Raw genomic sequence first — 25,634 nt, forward strand, 5'->3', positions numbered from 1 at the left:
GCCAGCCCGGCGTCGTGTCCTTCGAAGGAGAAGGCGTTTAGTAGCGGGCGCGCAAGCCGATGTAGAACTGGCGGCCGAAGATGTCGCCATAGGTTCTGGTCGGGAACGACGGACCCTGGTCAGTGAAGTTGTTCACCCCGGCGCGCAGGGTGTAACCTTTGTAGTTGTACTGCGCCGAGATGTTGTGGGTCGTGTTCGAGGCGATGACCGGCACAGGCGTCGTCTCGATCGTGTCGGTGTAGCCGCTCTTCATCGACGGCATGTAGTAGGCCGAATAGAAGACCCGCAGCGGACCCTTGCTCCAGCGAACGTCGAAGCGGGCGCGGATGTCGGGAACCGACGTCGTGCCGTCCGAACGGGCGTGGGTGATGCCGTTGGTCGAGACGTCGTAGCGCGTGGTGTGGGTGACTTCGGCGCCCAGTTCGAGCTGGCCCAGATCCTTGTTCCACATCGCGCCCAGCGGGAAGCGGTAGTTGACGTTCCAGATGTCGCCGTTCCAGGTGATCAGGCCGGCGTTGAACGTCGTTGACCGGGCCTGGGTGAGATAGCCCTGGGCGTTGCGGCTGAAGGTGGCGCAGGCGCTGGCGTCGCCGAGGTCATAGCAGTTGACCGCGAACGAGGCCGGGCTGAACGCCACCAGGCCGTCCGTCAGCACCACTTCCACGCGGTCGACGGTGATCGTCAGGCCCTTGATGTAGTCGGGCTGGAAGACGACGCCCCAGGTCTTGGTGTTGGAGATCTCGTTCTTCAGGTCCGGGTTGCCGCCGCTGGTGACGTTGACGATGCCGGTGTTCTCGGCCGGATCCTGGAAGCCGGCCAGGGGACCCCATTCGGGGTGGGCGGCGAACTCCTTTTGGCAGGCGGCCAGGCGGGCGGCCGGATTGGTGCCGCCGTTGATCCGGTCGGCGTCGCAGGGGTCCTGGCCCAGCGGCTGGCCGGACGCCGTCGACGTCGGCGCGAACAGCTGGTCCAGCGACGGGGCGCGGAAGTTGCGGCTCTTGGAGGCGCGCAGCGAGAAGCCCAGGCCCGTGTCCCAGCGCCCGCCATAGCCCCAGACCTTCTGGACCCCGGCGATCGAGTGGTCGACATAGCGGTACGAGCCGTTGACCTCGAACGCCCGCACGCCAGGCAGGGTGAAGTCGCCGCCGACGATCGGTACGAGCAGTTCGCCGGAATATTCGTCGGTCTTGTAGCCGGCGTCGCGGTTCACCGCCGGCGAACCGGTGGTGGCGATGCCGCGCAGGTCCGCGTCATACGGCCGGAACGCGGTGTGCTCCTTGCGATGCTCGTAGGCGGCGCTGAACTTGGCCGTGCCGGCAGGCAGTTTGACTAGGTCGCCGCCCACGACCGCCAGGAAATCGTCCTGGGTGTTGTGGTATTTCGAGCCGGTCAGGGTCGTGACGTAGGCGCGGGCGGCGGCGGACTCGTTGCCCTGGCCGAACGGATTGAGCGGTGCGCAGGCAGCGTCGTCATTGGTGGTGATCGCGTCGGCGTTGATGGCGCAGACGATCTGGCCGGCGCTGTTCTTGACCGCCGACTGGGCGTTCAGCATGTGGGCCAGATAGGGCGCCCAGGTGTGGACCTCGTAGTCGCTGACGGCGTGGCTGCCCGAGAGGCTCCAGGTGAAGTCGCGATTCAACACGGCGAAGTCGCCGTCCAGTGCGCCGGCCACGCGATAGACGTCGGTCTGCGTGCTCCGGTCGCGGCTGGGCAGGATGTCCATGAAGCGGGTCATCGACAGATTGCCACCGGCCGCGAAGGTCGGGCTGGCCGCGCTGAGCGTGGCGATGTCGGACGCGCTCAGGAACGGGTTGGTGTTGTTGAAGGTGATCGGGCCGGAGGCGCCGCTGTTGCCGATCGTGCGGAACACCTGCTGTGTGCCGTAGGGGTCTTTGGACTCCTGATGCCCATACAGGAACTCGCCCGACGCCTTGATGTGCGGGGTGATGTCGTAGTGGCCGATGGTAGTGAAGTTGTAGCGCTGCAGGCCCGCGGCCAGGGTCGACAGGTCGCGGGTGTCCAAGCCTTGGCCGCCGATCGCCGTGCTGCCGCCGGCCTGGATCACGCCGGTGTCGTAGGGAATGACCGACGCGCCGTCGGGCGAGAACTGCAGCGGTGTGCCGTTGCCGCGCAACAGGCCTGCCGCCGTACCGTTCGGGGTCGCCCAGATCACGCCGTAGCGGTTGTACTGCCAGAGGCGACCGTTGAAGACGTTGATCGTCGGCGGGATGCCGTCGGTGGTCGAGGTGTTGGCCGGGTTAGTGACGTTGCGGATGCCCGAGGCCGTGCGGGGCCGCGCGATTTCCAGCAGCGGATCGGTCTTCGACCACGCGAGATCCATCGCGATGTTGCCGCGGCCGTCGAGGAAGTTCCTGCCCCAGGTCACGCGCGCCGAGCGCTTGGGATAGTCGCCGCGCGAGCTCTCGCCGTACTGCGCGTCGAGCTCGAGGCCCTGGAAGTGATCCTTGAGGATGTAGTTCACGACCCCGGCGATGGCGTCCGAGCCATAGACCGACGCGCCGCCGCCCTGGACGATGTCGACGCGCTGGATCAGGCCGCTGGGGATGATGCCGGCGTCGACGACGCGATCGCCCAGGCCAGACGAAGTGGCCACCATGCGGCGCCCATTGACCAGGGTCAGGGTGCGCCCTGCGCCGAGATTGAAGAGGTTCGGCGATTGCTTGGCGTCGCCGCCGGGGAAGCCCTGACTGGTCGAGATCGGCAGCACCGGCACGTTCGACGTCACCTGGTTGAGCAGCTCTCCCAGATTGACGATGCCGCGTTCGTCCAGGTTCTCTTGGGTCAGCACCGTCACGGGCGAGACCGTCTTGGTGTCGCTTCGCGGGATGCGCGAGCCTGTTACCACCACCTCGGTGACCGTGCTCGTCCCCGCCGTGCTGGTGGTTTGCGCCTGAGCGCCGCCGCCGATGGCGAGGATCGCCGCGACCGCCGTCGAGCCGCATAGGCTCGCCAGTCTCATACCGTACATTCTGAAACCCCCTCTGTTGAGGTGACGGGTCCCATCCCGCCTCCTGAAGGGTGCTACGCACGAGATCGAGAAATACCGGCGATATGGCGACGAGAAGTGATTGTGATCGTCACAAATCGCCATTCGATGGCCGCGAAGCCAGATCGGCAGCGCTTCGCCCGGTGTGGCGGCAGCTTGGCGTTTGGGGCGAAATCACCGGCTGGCGCGGTTCGGGTCGGGGAACCTCGTGCGTAAGACCCCCAAGGGGGGGCGAGGGACCGTCCTCGACGTTCGCACGCAGGAAGATCGACATGCTCACCCGCCGAAACCTGACGACCCTGGCCGCCGCGACGGCGACCATACCCGGATTGTTGGCCGCGCCGGATCGCGCCGCCGCTCAGGTTCCGAAGTTCCAGGGCAAGGACCCCTTACGCGACATGATCGTCATCAACAGCCTGGGCGAACTGGACGATCCCAACACCAGCGATCTGGACGCCGGCGCGCCGATCAGCAAGCGCGTGATCGACGACGCCATCGCCTCGGGCCTAACGGCGACGAACTGGACCCTGGGCTATGTCAGCGGCAAGGCCGAGCCATTCGAGTCGACGGTGCGCGGCGTCGTCCAGTTCGACGGCATGATCCGCGCGCATTCCGACAAGCTGCTCAAGGTGCTGACTACGGCCGATATCCGCCGCGCCAAGACTGAAAAGAAGGTCGGGGTGATCTACGGCTTCCAGAATTCGGCGATGATGGGTGATCGAGCCGACCGTGTGGACTTGTTCGCCGATATGGGCGTACGGGCAATCCAGCTGACCTACAATCCGCAGAACCAGCTCGGCGGCGGCTCCATGGCGCCGGGCGACACCCCGCTGACGCCATTCGGCCGCGAGGTGATCGATCGCCTGAATACGCGCCGCGTGATCGTTGACCTCTCGCACAGTGGTGAGCGGACCTGCCTGGACGCTGCGCGCCATTCCAAGGCGCCGATCTGCGTCAGCCACACCGGCTGTCGCGCCCTGAACGACGTGCCGCGCAACAAGACCGACGAGGAGCTGCGCCTTGTCGCCGAGAAAGGGGGCTATGTCGGCATCTATTTCATGCCGTTCCTGTCCGACCGCCAGATCACCAGTGAGGACGTCTGTCGCCATATCGAGCACGCCATCAACATCTGCGGCGAGGATGCGGTCGGGATCGGCACCGATGGAGGGGTCACCGGCATCGACGACCTGGAGCGCTGGAAGATGGCTTTCGCCGCTCAGATCAACCGTCGTCGCACGCAAGGCGTCTCGGCGCCAGGCGAGCGACCGGATTCCTACACTTTCGCCATCGACATGTTCGGACCCGACCAGTTCCGCATCCTGGTCGCCAAGCTGGCCGGGCGTGGGCATCCGCCGCGCAGGATCGAGAAAATTCTGGGCCTGAACTTTCTGCGCTATGCGCAGAACGTCTGGGGCGCCTAGCAGCGCGAGTTCGCCATCCGCATCGCGATCAGTGTCCAGAATCTGGCGTCAGTCCGAGGTCTGCTATTGGCGCGACACAGGCGGACAGAGAACGCGGCTAGTGCGCCCAATACCGGTCGGCGCGTGCCGCCAGCCACGAGAACAGGGTCCGGCTCAGCTTGACCACGAACTTGCTGAACATGAGGACCTCCTAGTGCTCCGGCGATGATGGTCCTGTGGCTGCGCCCTGCAAGACACGCCGCGCGCATCTGATGTCCACGGCCCTCCTGGCGCGAGATTCGGGCGCCGAAGTCGCGCTCGGCCTTCTTTTTCAGCAGTTGGGTGGAATCGCCGGCGACTTCGGAATGGTCGTCGGTATTACGATTGCTCATTTTCGTAATATGCCCCTCCACTGGCGTCAGCGAATGTCGAGGGAGCCGCTGATGAGTGTCCTATTGAACCGCAAGCGTTTCATCGCGGCCCTGGCCGTGTCCTGCCTGGCCTTGGCGTCGTGTGGGCAAAAGGCCGACGACAAGGCCGCGCCGGCGGCGCCCGCCGCGGCCGCCAAGACCGAGTACAAGATCGGCTGGACGATCTATGCCGGCTGGATGCCGTGGGCCTACGCCCAGCAGTCGGGCATCGTGAAGAAGTGGGCCGACAAGTACGGCGTGAAGATCGAGCTGGTGCAGATCAACGACTATGTGGAGTCGCTGAACCAGTACTCGGCCGGCAAGCTGGACGGCGTCACCGCCACCAACATGGACGCCCTGACCGTGCCGGCCGCCGCCGGCAAGGACACCACCGTGGTGATGATCGGCGACTACTCCGACGGCAATGACGGCGTGGTGCTCAAGAATGGGGCCAGCCTGGCCGACCTGAAGGGGCGTTCGGTCAATCTCGTCGAGCTGTCGGTCTCGCACTACCTGCTGGCCCGCGCCCTGGAAAAGGCCGGGCTGAAGATGAGCGATGTCAAGACGGTCAACACCTCGGACGCCGACATCGTCGCCGCGTTCGGCGCCAAGGAAACCCAGGCCCTGGTGACCTGGAACCCGCAGCTGTCGGAAGTGAAGAAGGCGCCCGGCGCGACCGAGGTCTTCGACAGCTCCAAGATCCCGGGCGAAATCCTGGATGGCCTGATGGTCAGCACCGAGGCGCTGAAGGCCAATCCGAACCTGGGCAAGGCCCTGACCGGCATCTGGTACGAGACGATGGCCCTGACCGTGGCCCAGACGCCGGAAGGCAAGGCGGCCCGCGAGCAGATGGCCAAGCTGTCGGGCGCCGACCTGGCCAGCTTCGAAGGCCAGCTGAAGACGACCCACCTCTATGCCGATCCGAAGGCGGCCCTGGCCGCCACGGTCAGTCCCGACCTCGTCACCGCCAACGACCGCGTGCGCAAGTTCAGCTTCAGCATGGGTCTGTTTGGCCAGGGGGCGAAGTCGGTGGACGACATCGGCATCAGTTTCCCGGGCGGCAAGACCTTGGGTGATCCCAAGAACGTCAAGCTGCGCTTCGACCCCAGCTACGTGCAGCAGGCGGCGGACGGCAAGCTCTAGCCCTCATGCGCCTTCTCAACATCAGACCCAGGGGCGGTCTCGCGGTCCTGCTCGGGATGATCCCGCTGCTGGCCGCGGGGCTGCTCTACCTGATGGCCTCGCAGGCCCGTCACGCCGAGAACCCGCGTGACAAGCTGCTGCCGACCCCAACCGCCATGGTCGAGGCCGTGCAGCTGATGGCCAAGGTCGACCCGCTGACCGGCCACGCGCCGCTGCTGGTCGACACCCTGGCCAGCTTGGAGCGCATCGGCCTGGCCCTGGCGATCGCCACGGCGCTGAGCCTGATCCTGGGTTTGGGGCTTGGCCTGCTGCCGCTGCTGCGGGCCAAGTTCGGACCGCTGGTGGCGGCGATCGCGGTGATCCCGCCGATCGCCGTGCTGCCGATCCTGTTCATCGTCTTCGGCCTGGGCGAGACGGCCAAGATCGCCCTGATCGTCATCGGCGTGACGCCGGTCATGGTCCGGGATCTCGCCGCCCACGTCGCCGCGACCCCTGAGGAGCAGCTGGTCAAGGCCCAGACCCTGGGCTCCAGCACCTGGCAATTGGCCCTGCGCGTGGCGTTGCCCCAGGCCATGCCGCGCCTGATCGACAGCTTGCGCCTCTCGCTGTGTCCGGCCTGGGTCTATCTGATCTCGGCCGAGGCGATCGCCGCCGACACCGGCCTAGGCTACCGCATCTTCCTGGTCCGCCGGTACCTGTCGATGGACATCATCCTGCCCTACGTCGTCTGGATTTCGTTGCTGGCGGTGGCGATGGACGTGACGCTGAAGCTGGTCGCTCGCCGCGCCTATCCGTGGGCCTATCCCGAGAGAGGGCGCTGATGGGTGGCCTGCTGACCTTCCGCAACGTCTGGGTCGAATACGGCGACAAGGTCGTGCTCGAGAATGTCGACCTGTCGATCCAGCAGGGCAGCTTCGTCTCGATCGTCGGTCCGTCCGGAGCGGGCAAGAGCACCTTCCTGCGGCTGATCATCGGCCAGGAAAAGCCCACGCGCGGCGCCATCGATCTGGACGGCGAGAAGCTGCGGCCCGAGCCCGGTCCCGACCGGGGCGTGGTGTTCCAGAAGTACTCGGTGTTCCCGCATCTGTCGGCGCGCGACAATGTTGTGTTCGGCCTGGACTGCGCCGGCTCGCCGCTGCTGGGCAAGCTGTCGGGCGCGCGGCGTCGCAAGGCGCTGGAGGAGGCCGACGCCATGCTGGCCGCCGTGGGTCTGGGTGACAGCCGCGACCTCTATCCGGCCCAGATGTCGGGCGGCATGCAGCAGCGCCTGGCCATCGCCCAGGCCCTGATCCGCAAGCCGCGCATCCTGCTGCTGGACGAGCCGTTCGGGGCCCTGGATCCGGGCGTGCGCCTGGACATGCACGAGCTGATCACCGGCCTTTGGCGCGACAACGGCCTGACCATCATGATGGTCACCCACGACATCAAGGAGGCCTTCAAGCTGGGCACCCGCGTTCTGGCTTTCGACAAGCGCCGCCGCGATCCGCACGCGCCGCATCGTTATGGCGCGACGGCGGTCTACGATTTCCCTTTGGACAAGCCGGGGGCGGTGGGGCCGGAGGCCTTGGCGGGGCTGGGCAAATAGGTGCGATGTTGCGCCGCAGCATGATGGCTTGCAATGACAACGTTGTCATCGTATGTGGGTTGTGTTGCGGGGAAACGTCCTCGCCTTGATCGCAGCCCGGAAAGTCCGATGTTCAGCCTGATCTACTACACCGTTTCGGCCCTGAAGGCCGCTCGCGCCACCGCTTAAGGCGCTCTTCGTACCTGACGATGCTGAAAGGCCCGCGAACCTGGTTCGCGGGCTTTTTCGTTGTGCGGTGCGGAAATGGCTAGACCGTGAGCGAGGCGATATAGGCCCGCCAGCCGCCCAGGTGGGTGATGTCGGTGGCGCCGTCCAAGGCTCGAGGCTCGGCGACGAAGCCCTTCACCGTGGTCCCATCCTCCAAGGTCACATTGCCGATCGCCAGAGGGGCGGGGACCTCGACCGTGAAGCTGCCGAAGGCCTCGACATCCAACTCGTAGACCTCGACCAGGATCGAGCTGCCGCCATCGCCGACATGCACCAGCGCCGGCTTGGGCGGGGTCGAGTTGGCGATGGCGTAGAGCTTGTAGGCTGGCGCGGTCTTGGTCGCCGAGACGAGCCGCGCCTCGCGCGAGGTCAGCTGCCAGTGCAGCGGCATGCCGCCCAGGTGCGCGCCGACCACGGCCAGCTTCACGCCGGGCTTGTGGGGCGTCAGGTCCAGCGGAGGCGTGTCGGCCATGGGGAGGGTCTCCAGATAGTGCGCGGCCAGGTCCAGCAGCGCGCGGTCGGCGAAGGCGGGACCAACCAGGGTTACACCGAAGCCCGTGCCGTCGGCGCGGAAGCCGGCCGGGACGGCGAGGGCGGATAGGTCCAGCAGGTTCACGAAATTGGTGTAGAGGCCGAGATTGGCGTTCAGCGCCAGTGGCTCGGCCTTAAGTTCCTTGAGCCGATAGATGGTCGGCGTGGTCGGCAGGAACAGGAAATCGGCTGCCTCCCAGATCGCTTCGGCCGCGCGGCGATAGCCTTCCAGGGCGTAGAGGCCCTTGAAGGTCTCGACGCCGGTGACAGCCAGACCGCCCTGGACGATGGCGCGGACAGTCGGTTCGATGGCGCTGGGCGTGGCCCGCAGCAGGGGCTCGACGGCGGCCGTGCGCTCGGCGACCCATGGGCCGCTGTAGAGTAGCTTGGCCGCGTCCAGAAGCGGGGCGATGTCGACCTCGACGGGTGTGCCGCCGGCCGCCTGCAGCCGGGCGATGGCGGCGGCGTAGAGGGTCTCGGACTCGCCATCGCCGAAGAAGATGCGCTGCTCGGGCCGGGGGATCGCGAAGCGCCGGCCGTTGATGCTCGCCTCTTGCAGGCGGCGGGAATAGTCGTCCTCGGGATCGAAGGCGGTCAGCACCTCGTCGACCAGAGTCGCGCCAGCGAGGTCGGCGGCGAAGACGCTGATGCAGTCCAGTGACCGGCAGGCGGGCACGAGGCCGCGCGTGCTCCAGCGACCCTTGCTGGGCTTGAGGCCGACCAGGTGATTGAACGCCGCGGGCACCCGGCCTGAACCGGCCGTGTCGGTGCCCAGCGAGAAGGCGACGAGGCCCGCCGCGACCGCGACCGCCGAGCCCGAGCTCGAGCCGCCGCTGACGAAGGCCTGATTGAACACGCAGCGCGGCGCGCCGTAGGGACTGCGGGCGCCGACGAGGCCGGTGGCGAACTGGTCGAGATTGGTCTTGCCGATCAACACCGCCCCGGCCGCGACCAGTCGATCGACCACGGTCGCCGAGCGCTCCGGCGTGTAGGCGAAGGCGGGGCAGGCGGCGGTGGTCGGCAGGTCGCCGACGTCGATATTGTCCTTCACCGCGAACGGCACGCCGGCTAGCGGCAGGACCTCGCCGGCGGCGATGCGGGTATCGACAGCGCGGGCTTGAGCCAGGACGGCCTCGGCGGGCAGGCGTAGGATCCAGACCTGGGGCTGGATCAGGTCGTATTCGGTGACCGCATCCAGTGTGGCCTGGGCGACCGCGACAGCGCTCGCGCCGCCGTTGACGGCCTTGGCGATGGCCTCGACGGAGAGACGCTCGAAACTCACGCGGCGGCCTCCAGGTCCGGGGTCACGGCGATCACCGGCGCGCCGGCGGCGATGGATTGCGCGGGCTGGGCGTAGACCGCGCTGACCACGCCGGCGACCGGGGTGTTGACGTCGCACTCGGCTTTCATGGCCTCGATGATGGCGATGACCGCGCCGGCCTCGACCCGCTGGCCGGGCTCGACCAGCACCTTCCAGACATTGCCGCCCAGAGGGGCCTCGACCAGGTCGGCGCCGGGCGGGACCTCGACGGCGGCCGTCTCCTCCTCGGCGTCGGCGAAGCCAGACAGGGCTTCGACCCGCGCGAACTCGCCCTTGGCCTCCCAGTCGGCGCGTTCGGCGTCGAAGGCGGCCTGGCGGGTCGCCTGGAAGGCGGCGATGCTGTCGGCCTCGTCGGCCAGCATCTTGCGGTAGTCCGAGAGGCGGAAGGTCTCTTCCTCGATACGGATCTGGCGACGGCCCAGCGGGAAGTCGCGCCGCCATTCGGTCAGCTCGTCGGCGCTGACCGGGAAGAAGCGGATCTGGTCGAAGAACCGTAGCAGCCAAGGCTTGCCATCGGTGAAGGCCTCGGTCTGCCGCCACGTGTTCCAGACCTGGATCGTGCGTCCGAACAGCTGGTAGCCGCCCGGACCCTCCATGCCGTAGATGCACATATAGGCCCCGCCGATGCCGACCACGTTCGGCGGGGTCCAGGTGCGGGCGGGATTGTATTTGGTGGTCACCAGCCGGTGGCGCGGGTCGACCGGCGTGGCCACCGGCGCGCCCAGATAGACATCGCCCAGGCCCATCACCAGGTAGCGGGCGTCGAAGACGATGCGTTTGACGTCCTCGATGCTGCCCAGCCCGTTGACCCGGCGGATGAACTCGATGTTGTCCGGGCACCAGGGCGCGTCGTCGCGGACGGCCTGCATGTACTTGTCGATGGTCTGGTAGATCGCCGGGTCTTTCCAGCTCAGCGGCAGGTGGACGACGCGCGAGGGGATCTCGAAGTCGTCCAGCCCGCCCAGCCGGTCCTCGGCGGCGACCAGGATCTCTAGCAGCTCGGCTTGGGTCAGGCGGCGGCTGTCGTAGTGGACCTGCAGCGAGCGGATGCCCGGCGTCAGGTCGATGACGCCTTCCGGCGCTTGGCCTTGCAGGTCCAGTAGCAGGGCGTGGATGCGCAGGCGCAGTTCCAGGTCCAGCACGATCGGGCCGTACTCGACCAGCAGATGTTGGTCGCCCTGGCGGCGATAGAGCACGCGGGGGCGGTGGCCGTCCTGGGGCAGCTCATGGAGGATTGGGCTGCTCTGCTCGTCCACCGGCGGCGCGGCGGGCTCGGGCGAGGCCGCGAGATCGGCGATCAGCGCCTCCTGGGCGTCGAGCGCGGCGGCGGCCGTCGCGTCGTCGACCACGGCGAAGCGGACCGCATCGCCCGGCGCCAGTTGGCCGGCCTTCCACAGGTCGGCCTGGATGATCACGAACGGGCAGACGAAGCCGCCCAGCGACGGGCCGTCAGGACCCAGGATGATCGGCATGTCGCCGGTGAAGTCGATGGCCCCGATGGCGTAGGCGTTGTCGTGGATGTTGGACGGATGCAGTCCGGCCTCGCCGCCGTCGCGCCGCGCCCATTCGGGCTTGGGGCCGACCAAACGCACGCCGGTGCGGTTGGAGTTGTAGTGAACCTTCCAGTCCGTGCCGCCGATCATGGCGACGTCGGCGGGGGTGAAGAAGTCGGGCGCGCCGTGAGGGCCGGGGAGGACGCGGATGGTCCAGGCCTTGGTCGTTTCGGGGCGCAGGTCGCTTGCCAGCGCAGGTGCGGCGGTCGCGCCGGCGGGCTCGAGCAGCCGCAGCGCATCGCCGGCCGTCAGGTTTCGTCCGGCATGGCCGCCGAAGCCGCCCAGGGTGAAGGTCGAGCGGCTGCCCAGATATTCCGGCACGTCCAGACCGCCCTGAAACAGCAGGTAGCCGCGCAAGCCGGCCTCGATCGCGCGGCTGATCTTCAGCACCTGGCCGGCGGCGACCGCGAGCGGCGCATAGGGCTCGACCGGCGCGCCATCCAGGCGGGCGTCGAAGCGGGCGCCGGTCAGGCACACCGTGGCGGTGCGATTGAACTTCAGGGTCGGGCCGAGTGCGGTGATCTCCAGCCCGGCCGCGTCCTCGCCATTGCCCAGCAGGCGGTTGCCCAGCCGGAAGGCGAAGGCGTCCATCGGCCCCGAGGGCGGCACGCCGACATCCCAGTAGCCTTGGCGCCCCGGCCAGTCCTGCACGGTGGTGGCGGGACCGCCGCTCAGCACCTGGATGGTGTCGGGCGTCCAGGTCACGGTCTCCAGGGTGCGGGTCGAGACTTGGCCGCTCGTGAACGGCTCGCTGCGGACCACGGCGCGCAGCCAGTCCAGATTGGTCTCGATACCGGCCAGGCGCGTGTCGTCCAGCGCCTGCTGCAGGGCCACGACCGCCGCCTCGCGATCCGGCGCTGTGACGATCAGCTTGGCCAGCAGCGGGTCGTAAAAAGCGCTGACTTCGGTTCCGTCGACCACCCAGCCATCGGCGCGGACGCCGTCCGGGAACGCGACCTGTGTCAGCACGCCGGAGCTGGGGCGATAGTCCTGGGCCGGATCTTCGGCATATAGCCGCACCTGGATTGATGCGCCCTTGGGCTTGGGCGACAGGACGTCCAGGAACGCGAAGTCGCCGGCCGCGCCACGCACCATCCATTCGACGAGATCGACGCCGGTGACCTGCTCGGTCACGCCGTGTTCGACCTGGAGCCGGGTGTTGACCTCCAGGAAAAAGAAGTCGTCGCGATCGGCGTCGTACAGGAACTCCACCGTGCCGGCCGAGCGGTAGTTCGCCGCCTGGGCCAGGCGCACGGCGGCGTCCAGCAGGGCTGCTCGGGTGGCGGCGGGCAGGCCGGGGGCGGGGGTCTCCTCGACGACCTTCTGGTTGCGGCGCTGCAGGGAGCAGTCGCGCTCGCCCAGGGCCACGACCTTGCCGGCCCCGTCGCCGAACACCTGCACCTCGACGTGTCGGGCCTTGCGGACATAGCGCTCCAGGAAGACACCGCCGTCGCTGAAATTGCCGGTGGCCAGGCGCTGGACGGCCGCGAAGGCCTCCTCGACGCCTTGCGCGTTCTCGCAGACCCGCATGCCGATGCCGCCGCCGCCGGCCGTGGCCTTCAGGATCACCGGGAAGCCGATCCGCTCCGCCGCTTCCAGCGCCGCCGCCGGATCGACCAGCAAGTCGGTGCCCGGCGCCAGCGGCACGCCGTGGGCCTGGGCCAGGTCGCGCGCGGTGTGCTTGAGGCCGAAGGCGCGGATGTTCTCGGCCGTCGGACCGATGAAAGCGACGCCCGCCGTCTCGCAGGCCTCCGCGAAGGCCGCGTTCTCGCTGAGGAAGCCGTAGCCCGGATGGATCGCCTGGGCGCCCGTGGCCTTGGCGGCGGCAAGCACGAGATCGGCGCGCAGGTAGCTCTCTGCGGCCGGCGCGGGGCCCAGGCGCACGGCCTCGTCGGCCAGGGAGACGTGCAGCGAGCCGGCGTCGGCGTCGCTGAACACCGCCACCGACTTCACGCCCATGGCGCGCAGCGTGCGGATGATGCGGCAGGCGATGGCGCCGCGATTGGCGATCAGGACCTTGTCGAACATGAGTGCGGTCCTACTGGGCGATGATCATGCGCACCGGCGTCGGGTCGAAGCCGTTGCAGGGGTTGTTGATCTGCGGGCAGTTGGAGACCACCACCACCACGTCCATCTCGGCGCGCAGGTCGACATAGAGGCCGGGCGCCGAGATGCCGTCGACGATACCCAAGGCCCCGTCCGCCTCGACCGGCACGTTCATGAACCAGTTGACGTTGCTGACCATGTCGCGCTTGCCGCGTCCCTGGGCCGCGTTGGCGACCAGGAAGTTCTCGACACAGGCGTGCTGGCTCTTGGTGTGGTGGCCGTAGCGCAGGGTGTTGCTCTCGCACGAGCAGGCCCCGCCGATGGTGTCGTGATAGGCGACGGCCGTCGCCGTCACCGTCATCATCGGGTTGCCTTCGTTGGACAGCAGGACGGAGCCTTCGCGCAGGAAGATGTTCTTCTGGGCGGCGATGGTGTCCTGGGCGCTGTAGCGTTCGGCGTCGTCGGCGGCGCTGTAGGCCAGGAAATCGACGGCCTGGTTGCCCTCCAGATCGACGATCCGCAGGGTCTGGCCGGCTTTCACTTCATGCAGCCAAGGCGCGCGGGCGGGGACGACCTCGTCGTGGATGATGGTGTTCAGGGGCGGGGGATCGAACGCCATGAATGGGGCCCTCAGCGCGAGAAGTAGTCTTCGACGTTCAGGAAGGCGCGCAGGCCTTCGGGCGTCGCGTTGCGGATCGGGTCGGCTTCCGGCGTGACCAGACCGCGCCAGGCGGTGGCGCGCACCGGGGTCACGGCATAGGCCTCGCGCGGGTCCAGCACGTGCGGGCAATTGGCCAGCACCACGATCAGATCCATCTCGGCGCGAAGGGTCAGGGCGCGGCCGGGCGCATAGGGACCGACATCGATCACCGTCTCGCCGCCTTGACCCACGCGCACCTCCTTGAAGAGGTTCAGGCAGGGATGGATGTCCTTGCGACCCAGGCCGAACTTGGCGACGCCCAGCGAGAAGCGGTCGCGGGCGTTGGGGTGGGCCCCGTGGTTGAAGCCGTCGCCGTACTTGCGGGCGTTACTGGCCTGGTTGGACGCGCCGCAGAAGGCGTCGTGCGTGCCGGCCTCGTCCTCGACGATGCTGGCCAGCACCCGGCCCATGTCGGACAGCAAGAGGCGGCCCTGGCCGAGATAGCCGTTCCACTGGACCTTCAGGGTGTCGGCGATGTTGAGGCGCTCGATCGGGCGCTCGGCGTTGAAGATCAGCAGCGAGACGGCCGCGTCGCCCGCGATGTCGGTCAGGCGAAGGCGCGAGCCCCGGGCGATCTGGCGGCTGGCGTAGCCGCCAGGCGCGATGGTCTCGTCCCAGACCACGTCGGCGGTGGCGACGCCCGGCGGCAGGTCGACGGCGGCGCTGGCCGGCACGATGGGCATGGCCTCGACGCGCGTCCCGGCTTGGGCGCGGGCATGGGCCTGGGCGGCATAAGGCGTTGCGGTATCGCTCAAGGAGACTCTCCGTCGGGCTCGTCGCCGTGGAAGTGCAGCGGCGGCAGCAGGGCGGTGGTGGTGACGAGCTTGATCTGCTGGACGCCGCGCACCTTGCGCAGGTCGTCGCACAGCTGCTGCAGGCGCTCGGCCGGTCCCTGGACCAGCAGGACCTCCATGGCCTGATCGTCCTCCAGGAAGACGTTCTGGGCCGAGATCACTTCTTTCACATAGCCCAGCTGGGCCTGGGCCAGGGCGTGGCGCACCCGGCCGCTTTCCGCGCGATAGATCAGGGTGATGGTTCCGGCCAGCACGGCGTCCGGGCGTTCGCCGCTGTGCTCGGCCAGCTCATGCCGGATGAGCTCGGCGATCATCTGCGAACGACTGGGCAGGCCGCGCTCGGCGACCATGGCGTCGAGCTGCGTCATCAGCTCGGCCGGCAGGCTGATGCTCAGGCGCGCCAGGGTGGAGGAGGTATCCATGAGGGCATCCCTTCGTGTTATTACGAAGCTATCAATACGTAATAACACGAAGGGCTTGCCGACAACTCCGGCGCCGCCGAATTGGGCGCGGGAAGGCTAATCGCTAGGCAGCGGGCTTCGCCGTGAATCGAGCGCCGGGTTGTCGTCAGGGCGCTAATGTCGGCTACTGGCGCTATCCCTCCGCTGAAAACCGTTGCGCCAAGTTCAGCTCCTTGAACCCGGCGATCACGTGGTCGATGAAGGCGCGGGTTTTGGCGGGCAGCAGCTTCTGGCCCCTGAAATAGAGCGATATGGCGCCGATGTCGGCGTGCCAGTCCGGCGCCAGGCGCAGCAGCGCCCCGCTTTGCAGATGCCGCTCGACATAGGGCACGGCGATCATCGCCACGCCCAGGCCCATCAGGGCCGCCCTGCATAGGGCCTCCGGGTCATTGGCCACGATGCTGGCCTTGTGCTCCAACGTTGTCTCGACGCCCTCGCGATCGCGCATTCGCCAGACCCGCACGCGGCCGGTGAGGGCTGAGCGCATCGATAGCCCGTCCAGCGCGGCCAGGTCCTGCGGGTCCAGTGGCGACGGGCGGCCTCGCAGATAGTTGGGCGAGGCCACGGCGACGACATGCAGCGGCGCCAGACGCCGGGCGACGATCCCTGCCGGCAGTTCCATGCCGCCGCCGATGGCCGCATCGAAACCCTCGCTGATCAGGTCGACCTGACGGTTCTCGAAACCCAAATCCAGCTGCACGTCGGGATAGCGCGCCAGGAAGGCCGGCAGCATCGGCATCACGTGGTCGTGGCCGAAGGTCGACGGCATGCTGACCTTCAGCACCCCGGCCGGCTTGCCCGCCTGCGCGGTCACCTGGGCGATCGCCGATTGGATGGACTGCACGCCGTCCGAGACCGACGCCAGGAAGCGCTCGCCATCCTCGGTCAAGGTCAGGTTGCGCGAGCTGCGCTGGAACAGCCGCACGCCCAGGCCGCGCTCCAGATTGGCGACGTTCCGGCTGATCGCCGCGGGCGTCACGCCCAGCCGGCGGGCCGCGGCGGAGAAGCTCCCGCACTCGGCGCTGCGAATGAAGGACTCCAGATTGGCGAGGGTTTCCATGCCAGACCTTATACAAATGCTTGAAGCTAGTTCCAGATATCGATGACTACAGCGAACAGGTCCGGCGCGGTCATATCGCCGCAACACGCCGCCGCCCCCGAGCTTCCACCATGCCGAACAGATCGAACGCCGGCCCCGACGAGGCAGGTCTGCTGCACGCCAATCTCGAGCGCGTGTTCGGCGAGCGTGACGGCGTCCGCCGGCTGGCGGTGATACAGGCGCTGTACGCCGAGGACGCCTCGTTCCTTGAGCCCCACGCCGTGGCGACCGGCCATTCGGCCATCAACCAGGCGGTGGAGACGCTGCTTTCCAGCCTACCGCCCGCCTTCGTCTTCGTCGCGGTCGGCCCCGCCGCCGCCCATCACGGAGTCGGCCGTCTTCGCTGGTCCTGTGGCCCCACGAACGGTCCCGTCGCCGTCACCGGAACCGACGTCGCCCGCTTCTCGGATGGCCGGATCCACACCCTCCACGTCTTTCTCGACCCCGCCGGCGCCTGAGGCGTCGAAGCGTGCTTTTTCAAGGAGTATCCATGCCCAAGACCGGTCTCGACGCCCTGCTGCGTCCCGAAGACAGCTTCCTCGTTCTGATCGACCACCAGCCCTACCAGTTCGCCAACCTGAACAGTCACGAGCCGACGATGATCGTCAACAACGTCATCGGCCTGGCCAAAGGGGCGAAGGTCTTTGACGTGCCGACCCTGCTGACCACGGTGATCGAGGAACGGGGCGGCTATCTGATCAGGGGCCTGCAGGAGGTCTTCCCCGACCAGAAGCCGATCGACCGTACGTTCATCAACACCTGGCAGGACCCGAAGATCACCGACATCGTCAAGAAGAGCGGCCGCAAGCAGTTGATCCTGGCGGCGCTGTGGACCGAGGTCTGCTTGGCCATGCCGACGATCCAAGCGCTGGGCGAGGGTTATGACGTGTTCATCGTCACCGACGCCTCGGGCGGCGTCTCGGCCGAAGCCCATGACATGGCGGTGCGCCGCATGGTCGCCGCCGGCGCTGTGCCGATCACTTGGATGGCCGTGCTCGCCGAGTGGCAGCGCGACTGGGCGCGTGAAGAGTCGGCCGCCGGCCTCTCGGAGGTGCTGCTCGATCACGGCGGCGGCAGCGGCGTGGCCTTCGCCTGGGAGCTTCAGTTGCTGGCGAGCCGCGCCGGATCGCCGGCCTAAGGCCTCACGCGCCGACGTCCAGGATGGGGCGGCCCATGGGGCCGTCCCGTCTACGCGTCCGACCTGCCCATGGAGAGTGCAAGAATGACGATCACCCGCTTCCCCGTCGGACTGGAGATGGACGTCTCCTATCCGAACTTCCAGGTCAGCCTGACCCTGCTATCCGACACCCATTTGCAGTTCGAGATCAAGCAAGGTCCGTATGCCCGGACCGAGGTCGTCGACATCCAGGTCGTGTCGCTCGGCAATAGCCTCTTCGCCGTCAGCTGGCAGGAGAAGGACGGCGCCACCGTCACCAACGTCCAGGACTACGACCGCGGGACGGTCCACTCCTTCGCCACCCTGCCGGACGGCCGGTTCCTGCGGATGAGCGGGCCGGTGACGATCACGCGACCAGCGGGCCGGGCCTTGGACGACACGCCCCAGAGGAACAAGACGTTGGTGCTAGAGGCGATGACGGCGTTGTTCCAACGTCGCGACGCTTCGGCGGTGGAGCGCCTCTATGCGCCGGACTACATCCAGCACAATCCCGGCATCCCGCAGGGGCGCGAGGCCTTGCAGGCGCTCGTCGCCAGCCTGTCGCCGGCCGTGTTCTACGAGCCTGGCCTGATCGTCGCGGAAGACGATCTCGTCGCCATTCACGGCCGCATCCGGGGTTGGGCCGACACCCCGCAGGTGGTGATCGATATCTTTCGGGTAGAAGGCGGCAAGCTCGCAGAGCACTGGGACGTGTTACAGAATGAGGTCCAGGCGACTGTCGGCGGCGTCTCCATGTTCGACCCCGAGGAGGCCCTGCGTCGCGATCTACCGAGAGCATGGTGAGTCATCGCCGAACGTCCGCTTCTTGGAGATAGGCCAATGGCAGCTCATAGCGCGCACGGTAGCTCAAGCCTCGGTCAGCCAGAGCGTGTGAGAAGCCGTTCCAAGGCGCGCGCCACGTTCTCGATGGTGTAGGGCTTCTGCACCACCATCCGGTCGGCGTGGGCGGCGGGCAGGTGAGCCTGCTCGCCGTAGCCCGACGCGAACAGGAACGGGATGCCCATGTTCTCGAGCCGGTCGGCGATCGGGAAACTCGATTTGTCGCCGAGATTGATGTCCAGCATGGCGATGTCGGGCCGCAGGCTCTCGCCCAGCAGATCCAAGGCGGCGGGCACCGTGGCGGCAGTCATCACCCCATCGGCGCCGAGCTTCTTGACGACGTCCTCGGCGTCCAGGGCGATGATGAGGCTGTCCTCGACGATCAGGACCATCTTGGCGGCCAGGATCTGGCGCGGCGCCACGCCCCGCTCGACCGGCTTGCGCGGCGCCTTGAGCGGCGCCAGGCGGTCGCCGGAGGCTTCGGAGACATGCCGCGCCGGGATGCTGAACCGCGCCCGCACCCCGTCCGAGGCATAGTCGATCTTGGCCTCGCCGCCCAGGTCGTAGGGCACTGAACGGCCGATGATCGTGGTGCCAAAACCACGCCGTTCGGGCGGAGTGACGGGCGGGCCGCCGCTCTCGACCCACTCGACCACCAAGTTGCCGACATTGTCGCGCCGCCAGGCGATGTCGACCGCGCCGTCCGCCGACAGGCTGCCGTACTTGGCCGAGTTGGTGATCAACTCGTGGAACACCAGCGCCATGGTCGAATAGGCCTGGGGGTTGAGCAGGACGAAGCCGCCGGTCGTGGCTACTCGGTCTGGCCGGTCGGCCAGGAAGGCGGCGGTCTCGGCGTCGACCAGCGCCTGGATCGGGGCAGGGCCCCAGTGGTCGTCGGTGATCTGGTTGTGGGCGCGCGCCAGGGCGTGGATGCGACCGTCGACTTGGCGGACGAAGCTCTCCAGATCGCCGTCCGAGGGCTTTGACTGGCGGATCAGGCCGCGGATCACGCCCAGGATGTTGCGGACGCGGTGATTGAGCTCGGCGATCAGCATCTCCTGCCGCTCGCTGGCCGACTGGCGCTGGGAGGCGGCCTCGTCGGCCATGCGCAGCACCACCTCGATCAGCGTCGCGCGCAGGGTCTCGGCGACCCGGATCTCCGAGGCGTTGAACGGCTTGGAGCGGCCCTGGACCGTCTCCTTCCACTCCTCGAAGCTTTCGCGCGGCGTCAGGCGAGGCCCGTTGGGGCCGTACTCGACAGGCTTGTGAGGATCGCCGCCCCAGCGCACCGAGCGGACGATCTCGCGTCGGAAGATCACCACGTAGTCGCGGGCCGCGCGGGAGATCGGGATGGCCAGCATGCCCGCGGCGTTGTCGGCGAAACGCTCGGCGCCTTTCATGAAGCCGCCGATGTGGTCGGTGGCCAGCACTTCGCCGTCGGAGGTCGCGGTCAACTCGCCGATCAGCTGCCGGAACTCACCCGTCGAGGGCGTGCTGCCCGACAAAACGCTGGTGCCGTTGATCCATACGCCCACGCCGTCGGCGGGGATGGCGTTGGTCAGGATCGAGGTCAGCCAGTCGGGGTTGTTGAGCAGGCTGTCGTCGGACGCCACCGCGCCTAGCAGCTGGTCGGAAATGTCGCGGGCGCGCCGCTCGAACTCCATGATCTCCCGGCGTTCACGGCTTTCCAGGCGCATGGAGAACATCTGAGCGAACAGTTCGCACACCGCGCGGGTGTTGAAGTCAAGCACACGCGGCCCGTAGTGATGGCAGGCGAACAGGCCCCAAAGCTCGTCGTCGACGATGATCGAGATCGACATCGACGCGCCCACGCCCATGTTCTTCAGGTATTCGATGTGGATCGGCGAGACCGAACGCAGGGCGGAAAGCGACAGGTCCAGCGGGCGGCCTTTGTCGTCCAGTTGCGGCACGATCGGGGCGGGCGCGGCGTTGACGTCGGCGATCGTGCGGATCAGGTTGCGCTTGTAGAGGATCCGCGCCTGGCGCGGGATATCGCTGGCGGGATAACGCAGGCCCTTGAACGAGCCGATCCCCGCGCGCATCGCCTCGGCCACCACCTCGCCGGAGCCCTCGCTGTCGAAGCGATAGACCATTACGCGGTCATAGCTGGCCAACCCGCGGATCAAACGCGCGCCTTCCTGGAAAAAGGCGTCCATGGACCGCGTGCGGTCCAGGCGGGCGATCATCGAGCGGACTGTGTTGGTCGCATCGCCACGCCCCTGCTCGGCCGCCTCGATCTCGATCACCAGGAGATCGTCGGAGGCGTGGACCACCAGGTCGAAGAGCTGTTCGGAGCGACGTAGCCGAACGCCGAAGATCCGCTCGATCGCGTCGGGGCCGACCAGCAGCGTCGCGCGGTTGCGCACCTCGTGCAGCGCGTCGTTGATTAGCAGCGCGTCGAGGTTGCGTCCGATCGCCTCGGACGGCTCGATGTCGAAGACGTCGTGCAGATTGGCCGAGACGCGCTCGATGATCCATTGGCGGGTGACGGCGACCAGAACGCCCGTGGGCTGGATCGCGCCCAGCAAGTGGATCGGCTCGCGGTCGCAATTGGTCAGATCGGTTGTGGGGAGATCCTTCACGGGCGCCCTTCGTGCATCTTGGTCGATCAAGCGCCGGGCGATGGCCCTGATGCTAAGCTTGACCGAACGCGATCTTCGAGAGCCAGTTCCTCGACCATGCCGCTTTCGGGTACGCCGTGGCGGCAGACCTATCGGCGACTTTCGCAAAAGCCGGCAACTCGTGCTGCTCCGCCGAGGCCGAATGTCGAGTTTAAGCGCGCGAGACAGTGTCCGTTGATGGCGCTACCCAGCCGGCGGAAAGCTCAGTCGGGCGCCGCAGCGCCTTGGCGCACCGTGTCTATGAAGGCGCGTAGGGCCGGGCTCATCTGTCGTTGCTGAGCAAAGCAAAGGTGATGGCCCGGGAAGGGTTCGCACCAAGCCTCCAGCATCGGGACCAGCCGGCCGTCGGCAATAGCGTGGCGAGCGGTGCGCTCGACCGAGAAGGCGATGCCGGCGCCGTCTATGGCGGCCTTCAGCGCCATGTCCTTGCTGTTCACAATCAGCGGCCCATCGACCTCGACTTCGAACCAAGCGCCGTTCTCGAAAAACTCCCAGCGATAAGGCTGGGTGCGGCCCGGCCAGCGCCAGCGGATGCAGTCGTGGCCTAGGAGGTCCCGCGGATGAGCCGGCAGACCGCGTTCTGCGACATAACTTGGGGCGGCGACGGGGACTTGCCGCACCGGCGGCTCCAGAGGCACGGCGATCATGTCGCGCTCGATGACCTCGCCGATGCGGATTGCGACGTCGAAACCCGACGCGACCGTGTCGACCACCTCGTCATCGACCGTGATGTCCAGGACGACCTTGGGGTAGGCGCGGCGGAATGCGGGTAGGATCGGCTGGACGTAAAGGTCGGCGGCCGACCGGAAAACGTGGACCCGCACCGTCCCCGAAGGTTGCTCTTGATAGAGGCGGACTTGGCCGACAGCTTGGCTGAGTTCGGCGACAGCGGGGGCGACGCGGTGAAGCAGGGTCTCGCCCGCGTCGGTCAGAGAGACGCTACGGGTGGTGCGGTTAAGCAGCCGTACGCCGATCCGGTCCTCGAAGGCGCGCACGACTTGACTGAGCGCCGAGGGCGTGACGCCCAGGGTCTCGGCGGCGCGGGTAAAGCTGAGCGCCTGGCCCACGGCCACGAACGCACGCAGATGGGCGAAGTCGCCGCTGCTCAGCAGTGTATCAGTGCTTAAGGCCATTGTTTAGCACGCCTTACAAGCTCACGCAGAATTAGCTCCATTCTGAAGTCGCGAAAGCGGGCGCACAAGACGCGCCTGACAAGGAGCATGCGATGACGAAGCATTGGTTCATCACCGGGATTTCGCGCGGCCTAGGGTTGGCGCTGGCCCAGGCCGCGTTGGCGCGGGGCGACACCGTCGTCGGCACGGTCCGTTCGGGCGCGGCCCCCACCGAGGCGGGGCCGGGCAAGCTGCATGTCCTGACACTGGACGTCACCGACGGCCTGGCCATCGAGCGGGTGGTCGCCGAGGCCTTCCGCCGAGCCGAAGGGCGGTTGGACGTCGTGGTCAACAATGCCGGCTACGGCCTGCTGGGCGCGCTGGAAGACGCCACCGATGAGGAGGCTCAGCGCCTGTTCGCCACCGACGTCTTCGGGCCGTTCAAGGTGATCCGCGCGGTCTTGCCCGGGCTGCGGGCCCAGGGCGAGGCGCGGATCCTTAACATCACTTCGATCGCGGGCCGGGCGCCGGGCGCGGCGTCGGCGCTGTATGCCGCGGCCAAGTACGCGTTGGAGGGTTTGACGGCGTCGCTGCACCAGGAGGTCGAGCCGCTGGGCATCAAGCTGACCGCCGTCGCGCCGGGGGCCTTCCGGACGGACTTCCTGTCGACGCACTCCATCCGCCTGAGCGCCCCAAGGGCCGGGGGTTATGACGCGACGGTCGGCAAGGCCAGCCAGGCTTTCTCGTCGATGGCCGGCCAGCAGCTGGGCGATCCGGATCGCGCGGCCGCCGCCTTGCTGCGCATCGTCGATGCGCCTGATCCGCCGCTGCACCTGCTGCTCGGCTCCGACGCCTTGCGTCGGGCGCGCGCCAAGCTCGGGGCGGTCCAGGCGGAGATCGCAGCTTGGGAGGACCTCACGATCAGCACCGACTTTCCGGAAGCTTGAGGTGGAAGGCGGAGCCGCGGCGCCGCGGAACCGTCGCGCGGCGCCGGCAACCCGGAAGGAGACGAACTTGGAGCATGCCCAAGGCCCAGGCGCCCATCGCGACCCTCGCAGATGGATCGCCCTGGTCGTCCTGCTGGCAGGGGCGCTTCTGCCTCCGCTGGACTTCTTCATCGTCAATGTGGCCTTGCCGTCGATCCAGGCGGACCTGCAGGCCTCCGCGGCTATGATGCAGCTGATCATCTCGGGCTACGCCACGGCCTATGCGGTGATGCTGGTCACCGGAGGCCGCCTGGGAGACCTTTACGGGCGTCGAAACATCTTTCTGATCGGCATGGCGGGCTTTGCGGCTTCATCGGCCTTATGCGGATGGGCGTCGACCGCCCACGCTCTGATCGTCGGTCGCGTCCTTCAGGGGGGGGCGGCCGCCATCATGGCCCCTCAGGCTCTGGCCTCGATCAATGCGATCTTTTCGGAAGACGAAAAATCCAAGGCGCTGAGCCTCTATGCGATGACCTTTGGTCTAGCGTCGATGGCGGGGCTGTTTCTTGGCGGAGCCTTGATCGCGCTCGATATCTTCGGTCTCGGCTGGCGAAGCATATTCCTCGTCAACCTGCCGGTGATCGCGATCGCCGCGCCGGCGGCGCTTGTCCTGGTGACGGACACGCGATCGGATCGTCCCAGCAAGCTGGACGTCGGTGGCGCCATTCTGCTCGCGCTTGGTCTTTTTGCGCTCATCGCGCCTTTGATCGAAGGTCGCGAGCAGGGGTGGCCGCGATGGGCGCTCGTCATGCTGGCCACCGCCGCCCCGCTCTTGCTCGCGTTCTGGCGATTTGAGCGAAAGCTGGAGATCGCCGGTGGCGATCCGATCGTGACGCCAAGCCTACTTCACGCTCCCGGGCTCATGCGAGGGCTGCTTGCCGCCCTGTTCTTCTACGTCGTTGCGGCCTTCTGGCTGATATTTTCGATCTACCAACAAGGGGGGCTGGGCCGGACGCCTCTCGCCGCCGGATTGGCGATCCTTCCGGCCGCTGCTGGCTTCTTTCTTGGCCCCTTTGTCAGCGGGCGGGTGCTCAAGGTGTTCGGGCGATACGCGGCCGCCGCCGGAATGGGCGTGCAAGCTGGGGGCTTGGCGGCCACGGCGGTTCTGATTTCAGTCGGCGCTCCCCGCTTTCTGTTCGTCGCATTGTTCTTCATCGGCGTGGGGCAGGGGATCGCGCTTCCCAATCTCGTCCAGACCGTTGTTCGGAATATCGACAAGACGCGATCGGGACTGGCGGCCGGCTTAGTCAATTCGATGTTCCAGATCAGTGCGGCGCTGGCCGCCGCCTTGATCGGCGGATTGTTCTTCTCGGTGCTTGGAGCGGCGACCGACGTTGGATCCTTCGGCCATGCCTACAGCATCGCGGCCCTTGCGATCGCTGCCTGTCTTCTGATCGCCGGATGGCTGTCCAGCGGCCCTGCCGTCCCCAGGAACGGCGACCGGCCATGACCCGATCAACCTGTTCAGGCCTCGCTCAAGTCTTCGTCGCTGTCGACGCAATGCGTCGCCACGCCAGCGGCCGGTAGCCCGCTCTTTCCAGAGCACCGCAGAAACAATTTCACACAGGAATACCGATATGAACGTCGCCTCTCTTAGTCTTGCGGGCAAACGCGCGCTCGTCACCGGTGCGGCCCGCGGCATAGGTGCGGCCATAGCACTGAAGCTGGCCGAGGATGGCGCAGACGTCGCCATCACCTATGAAAAGTCCGCGGCAAAGGCCGAGGCTCTCGTCGCCGAGCTTCGCGCCCTGGGTCGCAAGGCTGTCGCCATCCACGCCAACGCCGCGAGCAGTGAAGCCGCCAAGGCGGCGGTGGAGCAGACTGTCGCCGACCTCGGTGGCCTCGACATCCTGGTCAATAACGCCGGCGTCCTCTTCGCGGGTGACTTTTCCGAGCAGCCGCTTGAGCAGATAGATCTGCAATTGAACGTCAATGTGCGCGGCGTCTTCCTGATCACCCAAGCCGCGCTGAAGCACATCCCGAACGGCGGCCGCATCATCAGCATCGGCAGCAATGCGGGCCTGGCTGTTCCGTTCGCCGGCATAGCCGTCTACGCGGCCACCAAATCGGCGTTGGAAAGCTTCACGCGTGGTCTTGCGCGTGAACTGGGACCGCGGGAGATCACCGTCAATCTGGTCCGCCCCGGTCCGATCGACACCGACATGAACCCCGCCGATGGCGCTCTGGCGCCGGCCATCCTCCCGAGCCTGTCGATTGCCCGCTATGGTCAGGCGAGAGAAGTCGCTGAAGCCGTCACCTTCCTCGCCGGGCCTGGCGCTGCCTACGTTACCGGTTCGGGCATCCTTGTTGATGGCGGTATAAGCGCTTGAGTTGCCCCGCGAGGGGAGACGAGCCCTGCGCGCTAGCACACGAGGGGTGCGAGAGGCACGTCCAGTCCAAGCGCTTACCGCTGGATCCGCATCCCCGCCATCCATGCACAGTTGCCGTGGCTCTACACGACGCACAGCGAGATGTTGCGGTGCTTTCGTTGCCTGCGAGGTCGTCGACTCATCGAGCGCGTAGATCACCTTTGCTCGAGATCGCGTTCTCGATGAAGGTCGCATTTCCGGAGTCGTGCCAACGTCCGCTCCTGGCGCTGCCCTGCCGGGGATATGGACCTTCGGATCAGCCGGGGAGGGGA

General features: G+C 67.3%; 19 protein-coding genes. 10 read left to right on the plus strand and 9 right to left on the minus strand.

Annotated elements, in window-relative coordinates; translation table 11 throughout:
* Positions 1-37: 37 nt before the first annotated feature.
* The gene (locus tag AC1RRR_RS01330; protein WP_492809912.1) at positions 38-2,989 is read right to left on the minus strand and encodes a TonB-dependent receptor domain-containing protein; all 2,952 of its coding nucleotides are present in this window, start codon (positions 2,987-2,989) and stop codon (positions 38-40) included.
* Between the two features lie 290 nt (positions 2,990-3,279).
* Between AC1RRR_RS01330 and AC1RRR_RS01335 the strand changes: the two genes are divergently transcribed.
* The 4 genes from AC1RRR_RS01335 (at position 3,280) to AC1RRR_RS01350 (ending at position 7,545) form a co-directional block, all read left to right on the plus strand.
* Positions 3,280-4,428 (plus strand): dipeptidase, encoded by a 1,149-nt coding sequence (locus tag AC1RRR_RS01335; RefSeq protein WP_492809913.1) that lies wholly within the window; start codon positions 3,280-3,282, stop codon positions 4,426-4,428.
* A 422-nt stretch (positions 4,429-4,850) separates the two neighbouring features.
* Positions 4,851-5,960, plus strand: coding sequence for a putative urea ABC transporter substrate-binding protein (locus AC1RRR_RS01340; RefSeq protein WP_492809914.1), 1,110 nt, complete (start codon positions 4,851-4,853; stop codon positions 5,958-5,960).
* A gap of 5 nt (positions 5,961-5,965) precedes the next feature.
* Positions 5,966-6,781 (plus strand): ABC transporter permease, encoded by an 816-nt coding sequence (locus tag AC1RRR_RS01345; protein WP_492809915.1) that lies wholly within the window; start codon positions 5,966-5,968, stop codon positions 6,779-6,781.
* Positions 6,781-7,545, plus strand: coding sequence for an ABC transporter ATP-binding protein (locus AC1RRR_RS01350; protein WP_492809916.1), 765 nt, complete (start codon positions 6,781-6,783; stop codon positions 7,543-7,545). Before AC1RRR_RS01345 ends, AC1RRR_RS01350 begins: the two co-directional genes overlap by 1 nt.
* A 247-nt stretch (positions 7,546-7,792) precedes the next feature.
* On the opposite strand, the gene atzF is transcribed toward AC1RRR_RS01350, so the two are convergent.
* The 6 genes from atzF to AC1RRR_RS01380 form a co-directional block, all read right to left on the minus strand.
* Positions 7,793-9,565, minus strand: coding sequence for an allophanate hydrolase (atzF, locus tag AC1RRR_RS01355; protein WP_492809917.1), 1,773 nt, complete (start codon positions 9,563-9,565; stop codon positions 7,793-7,795).
* Complete coding sequence (gene uca, locus AC1RRR_RS01360; protein ID WP_492809918.1) at positions 9,562-13,185, minus strand: urea carboxylase; 3,624 nt, start codon at positions 13,183-13,185, stop codon at positions 9,562-9,564. Before uca ends, atzF begins: the two co-directional genes overlap by 4 nt.
* Before the next feature lie 10 nt (positions 13,186-13,195).
* Positions 13,196-13,822, minus strand: a complete 627-nt coding sequence (locus AC1RRR_RS01365; protein ID WP_492809920.1) for an urea amidolyase associated protein UAAP2 — start codon at positions 13,820-13,822, stop codon at positions 13,196-13,198.
* 11 nt (positions 13,823-13,833) lie between these two features.
* Positions 13,834-14,658, minus strand: coding sequence for an urea amidolyase associated protein UAAP1 (locus AC1RRR_RS01370; protein ID WP_492809922.1), 825 nt, complete (start codon positions 14,656-14,658; stop codon positions 13,834-13,836).
* Positions 14,655-15,119: a CopG family ribbon-helix-helix protein gene (locus tag AC1RRR_RS01375; protein ID WP_492809923.1), complete on the minus strand. Its 465-nt coding sequence runs from the start codon at positions 15,117-15,119 to the stop codon at positions 14,655-14,657. Before AC1RRR_RS01375 ends, AC1RRR_RS01370 begins: the two co-directional genes overlap by 4 nt.
* A gap of 172 nt (positions 15,120-15,291) precedes the next feature.
* Positions 15,292-16,218, minus strand: coding sequence for a LysR family transcriptional regulator (locus tag AC1RRR_RS01380; RefSeq protein ID WP_492809925.1), 927 nt, complete (start codon positions 16,216-16,218; stop codon positions 15,292-15,294).
* Positions 16,219-16,328: 110 nt separating this feature from the next.
* Here AC1RRR_RS01380 and AC1RRR_RS01385 point away from each other — a divergent pair, with 110 nt between their 5' ends.
* From AC1RRR_RS01385 to AC1RRR_RS01395, 3 genes are all read left to right on the plus strand, one after another.
* Positions 16,329-16,715 (plus strand): nuclear transport factor 2 family protein, encoded by a 387-nt coding sequence (locus AC1RRR_RS01385; protein WP_492809927.1) that lies wholly within the window; start codon positions 16,329-16,331, stop codon positions 16,713-16,715.
* A 32-nt stretch (positions 16,716-16,747) separates the two neighbouring features.
* Positions 16,748-17,395 (plus strand): hydrolase, encoded by a 648-nt coding sequence (locus AC1RRR_RS01390; RefSeq protein WP_492809928.1) that lies wholly within the window; start codon positions 16,748-16,750, stop codon positions 17,393-17,395.
* Positions 17,396-17,479: 84 nt separating this feature from the next.
* Complete coding sequence (locus AC1RRR_RS01395; protein WP_492809930.1) at positions 17,480-18,217, plus strand: nuclear transport factor 2 family protein; 738 nt, start codon at positions 17,480-17,482, stop codon at positions 18,215-18,217.
* A gap of 74 nt (positions 18,218-18,291) precedes the next feature.
* On the opposite strand, the gene AC1RRR_RS01400 is transcribed toward AC1RRR_RS01395, so the two are convergent.
* Positions 18,292-20,856 (minus strand): HWE histidine kinase domain-containing protein, encoded by a 2,565-nt coding sequence (locus AC1RRR_RS01400; RefSeq protein WP_492809931.1) that lies wholly within the window; start codon positions 20,854-20,856, stop codon positions 18,292-18,294.
* A gap of 242 nt (positions 20,857-21,098) precedes the next feature.
* Positions 21,099-22,028: a LysR family transcriptional regulator gene (locus AC1RRR_RS01405; protein WP_492809932.1), complete on the minus strand. Its 930-nt coding sequence runs from the start codon at positions 22,026-22,028 to the stop codon at positions 21,099-21,101.
* A gap of 92 nt (positions 22,029-22,120) precedes the next feature.
* Between AC1RRR_RS01405 and AC1RRR_RS01410 the strand changes: the two genes are divergently transcribed.
* The 3 genes from AC1RRR_RS01410 to AC1RRR_RS01420 all read left to right on the plus strand — a co-directional run bounded on the left by AC1RRR_RS01410 (position 22,121) and on the right by AC1RRR_RS01420 (position 25,323).
* Complete coding sequence (locus AC1RRR_RS01410) at positions 22,121-22,954, plus strand: oxidoreductase (RefSeq protein WP_492809934.1); 834 nt, start codon at positions 22,121-22,123, stop codon at positions 22,952-22,954.
* Between the two features lie 67 nt (positions 22,955-23,021).
* Positions 23,022-24,443: an MFS transporter gene (locus AC1RRR_RS01415; RefSeq protein ID WP_492809935.1), complete on the plus strand. Its 1,422-nt coding sequence runs from the start codon at positions 23,022-23,024 to the stop codon at positions 24,441-24,443.
* Between the two features lie 127 nt (positions 24,444-24,570).
* Positions 24,571-25,323, plus strand: a complete 753-nt coding sequence (locus tag AC1RRR_RS01420; RefSeq protein WP_492809937.1) for an SDR family oxidoreductase — start codon at positions 24,571-24,573, stop codon at positions 25,321-25,323.
* Positions 25,324-25,634: the final 311 nt, after the last annotated feature.

It is taken from the genome of Caulobacter sp. GW821-FHT12D05 (assembly GCF_058807295.1).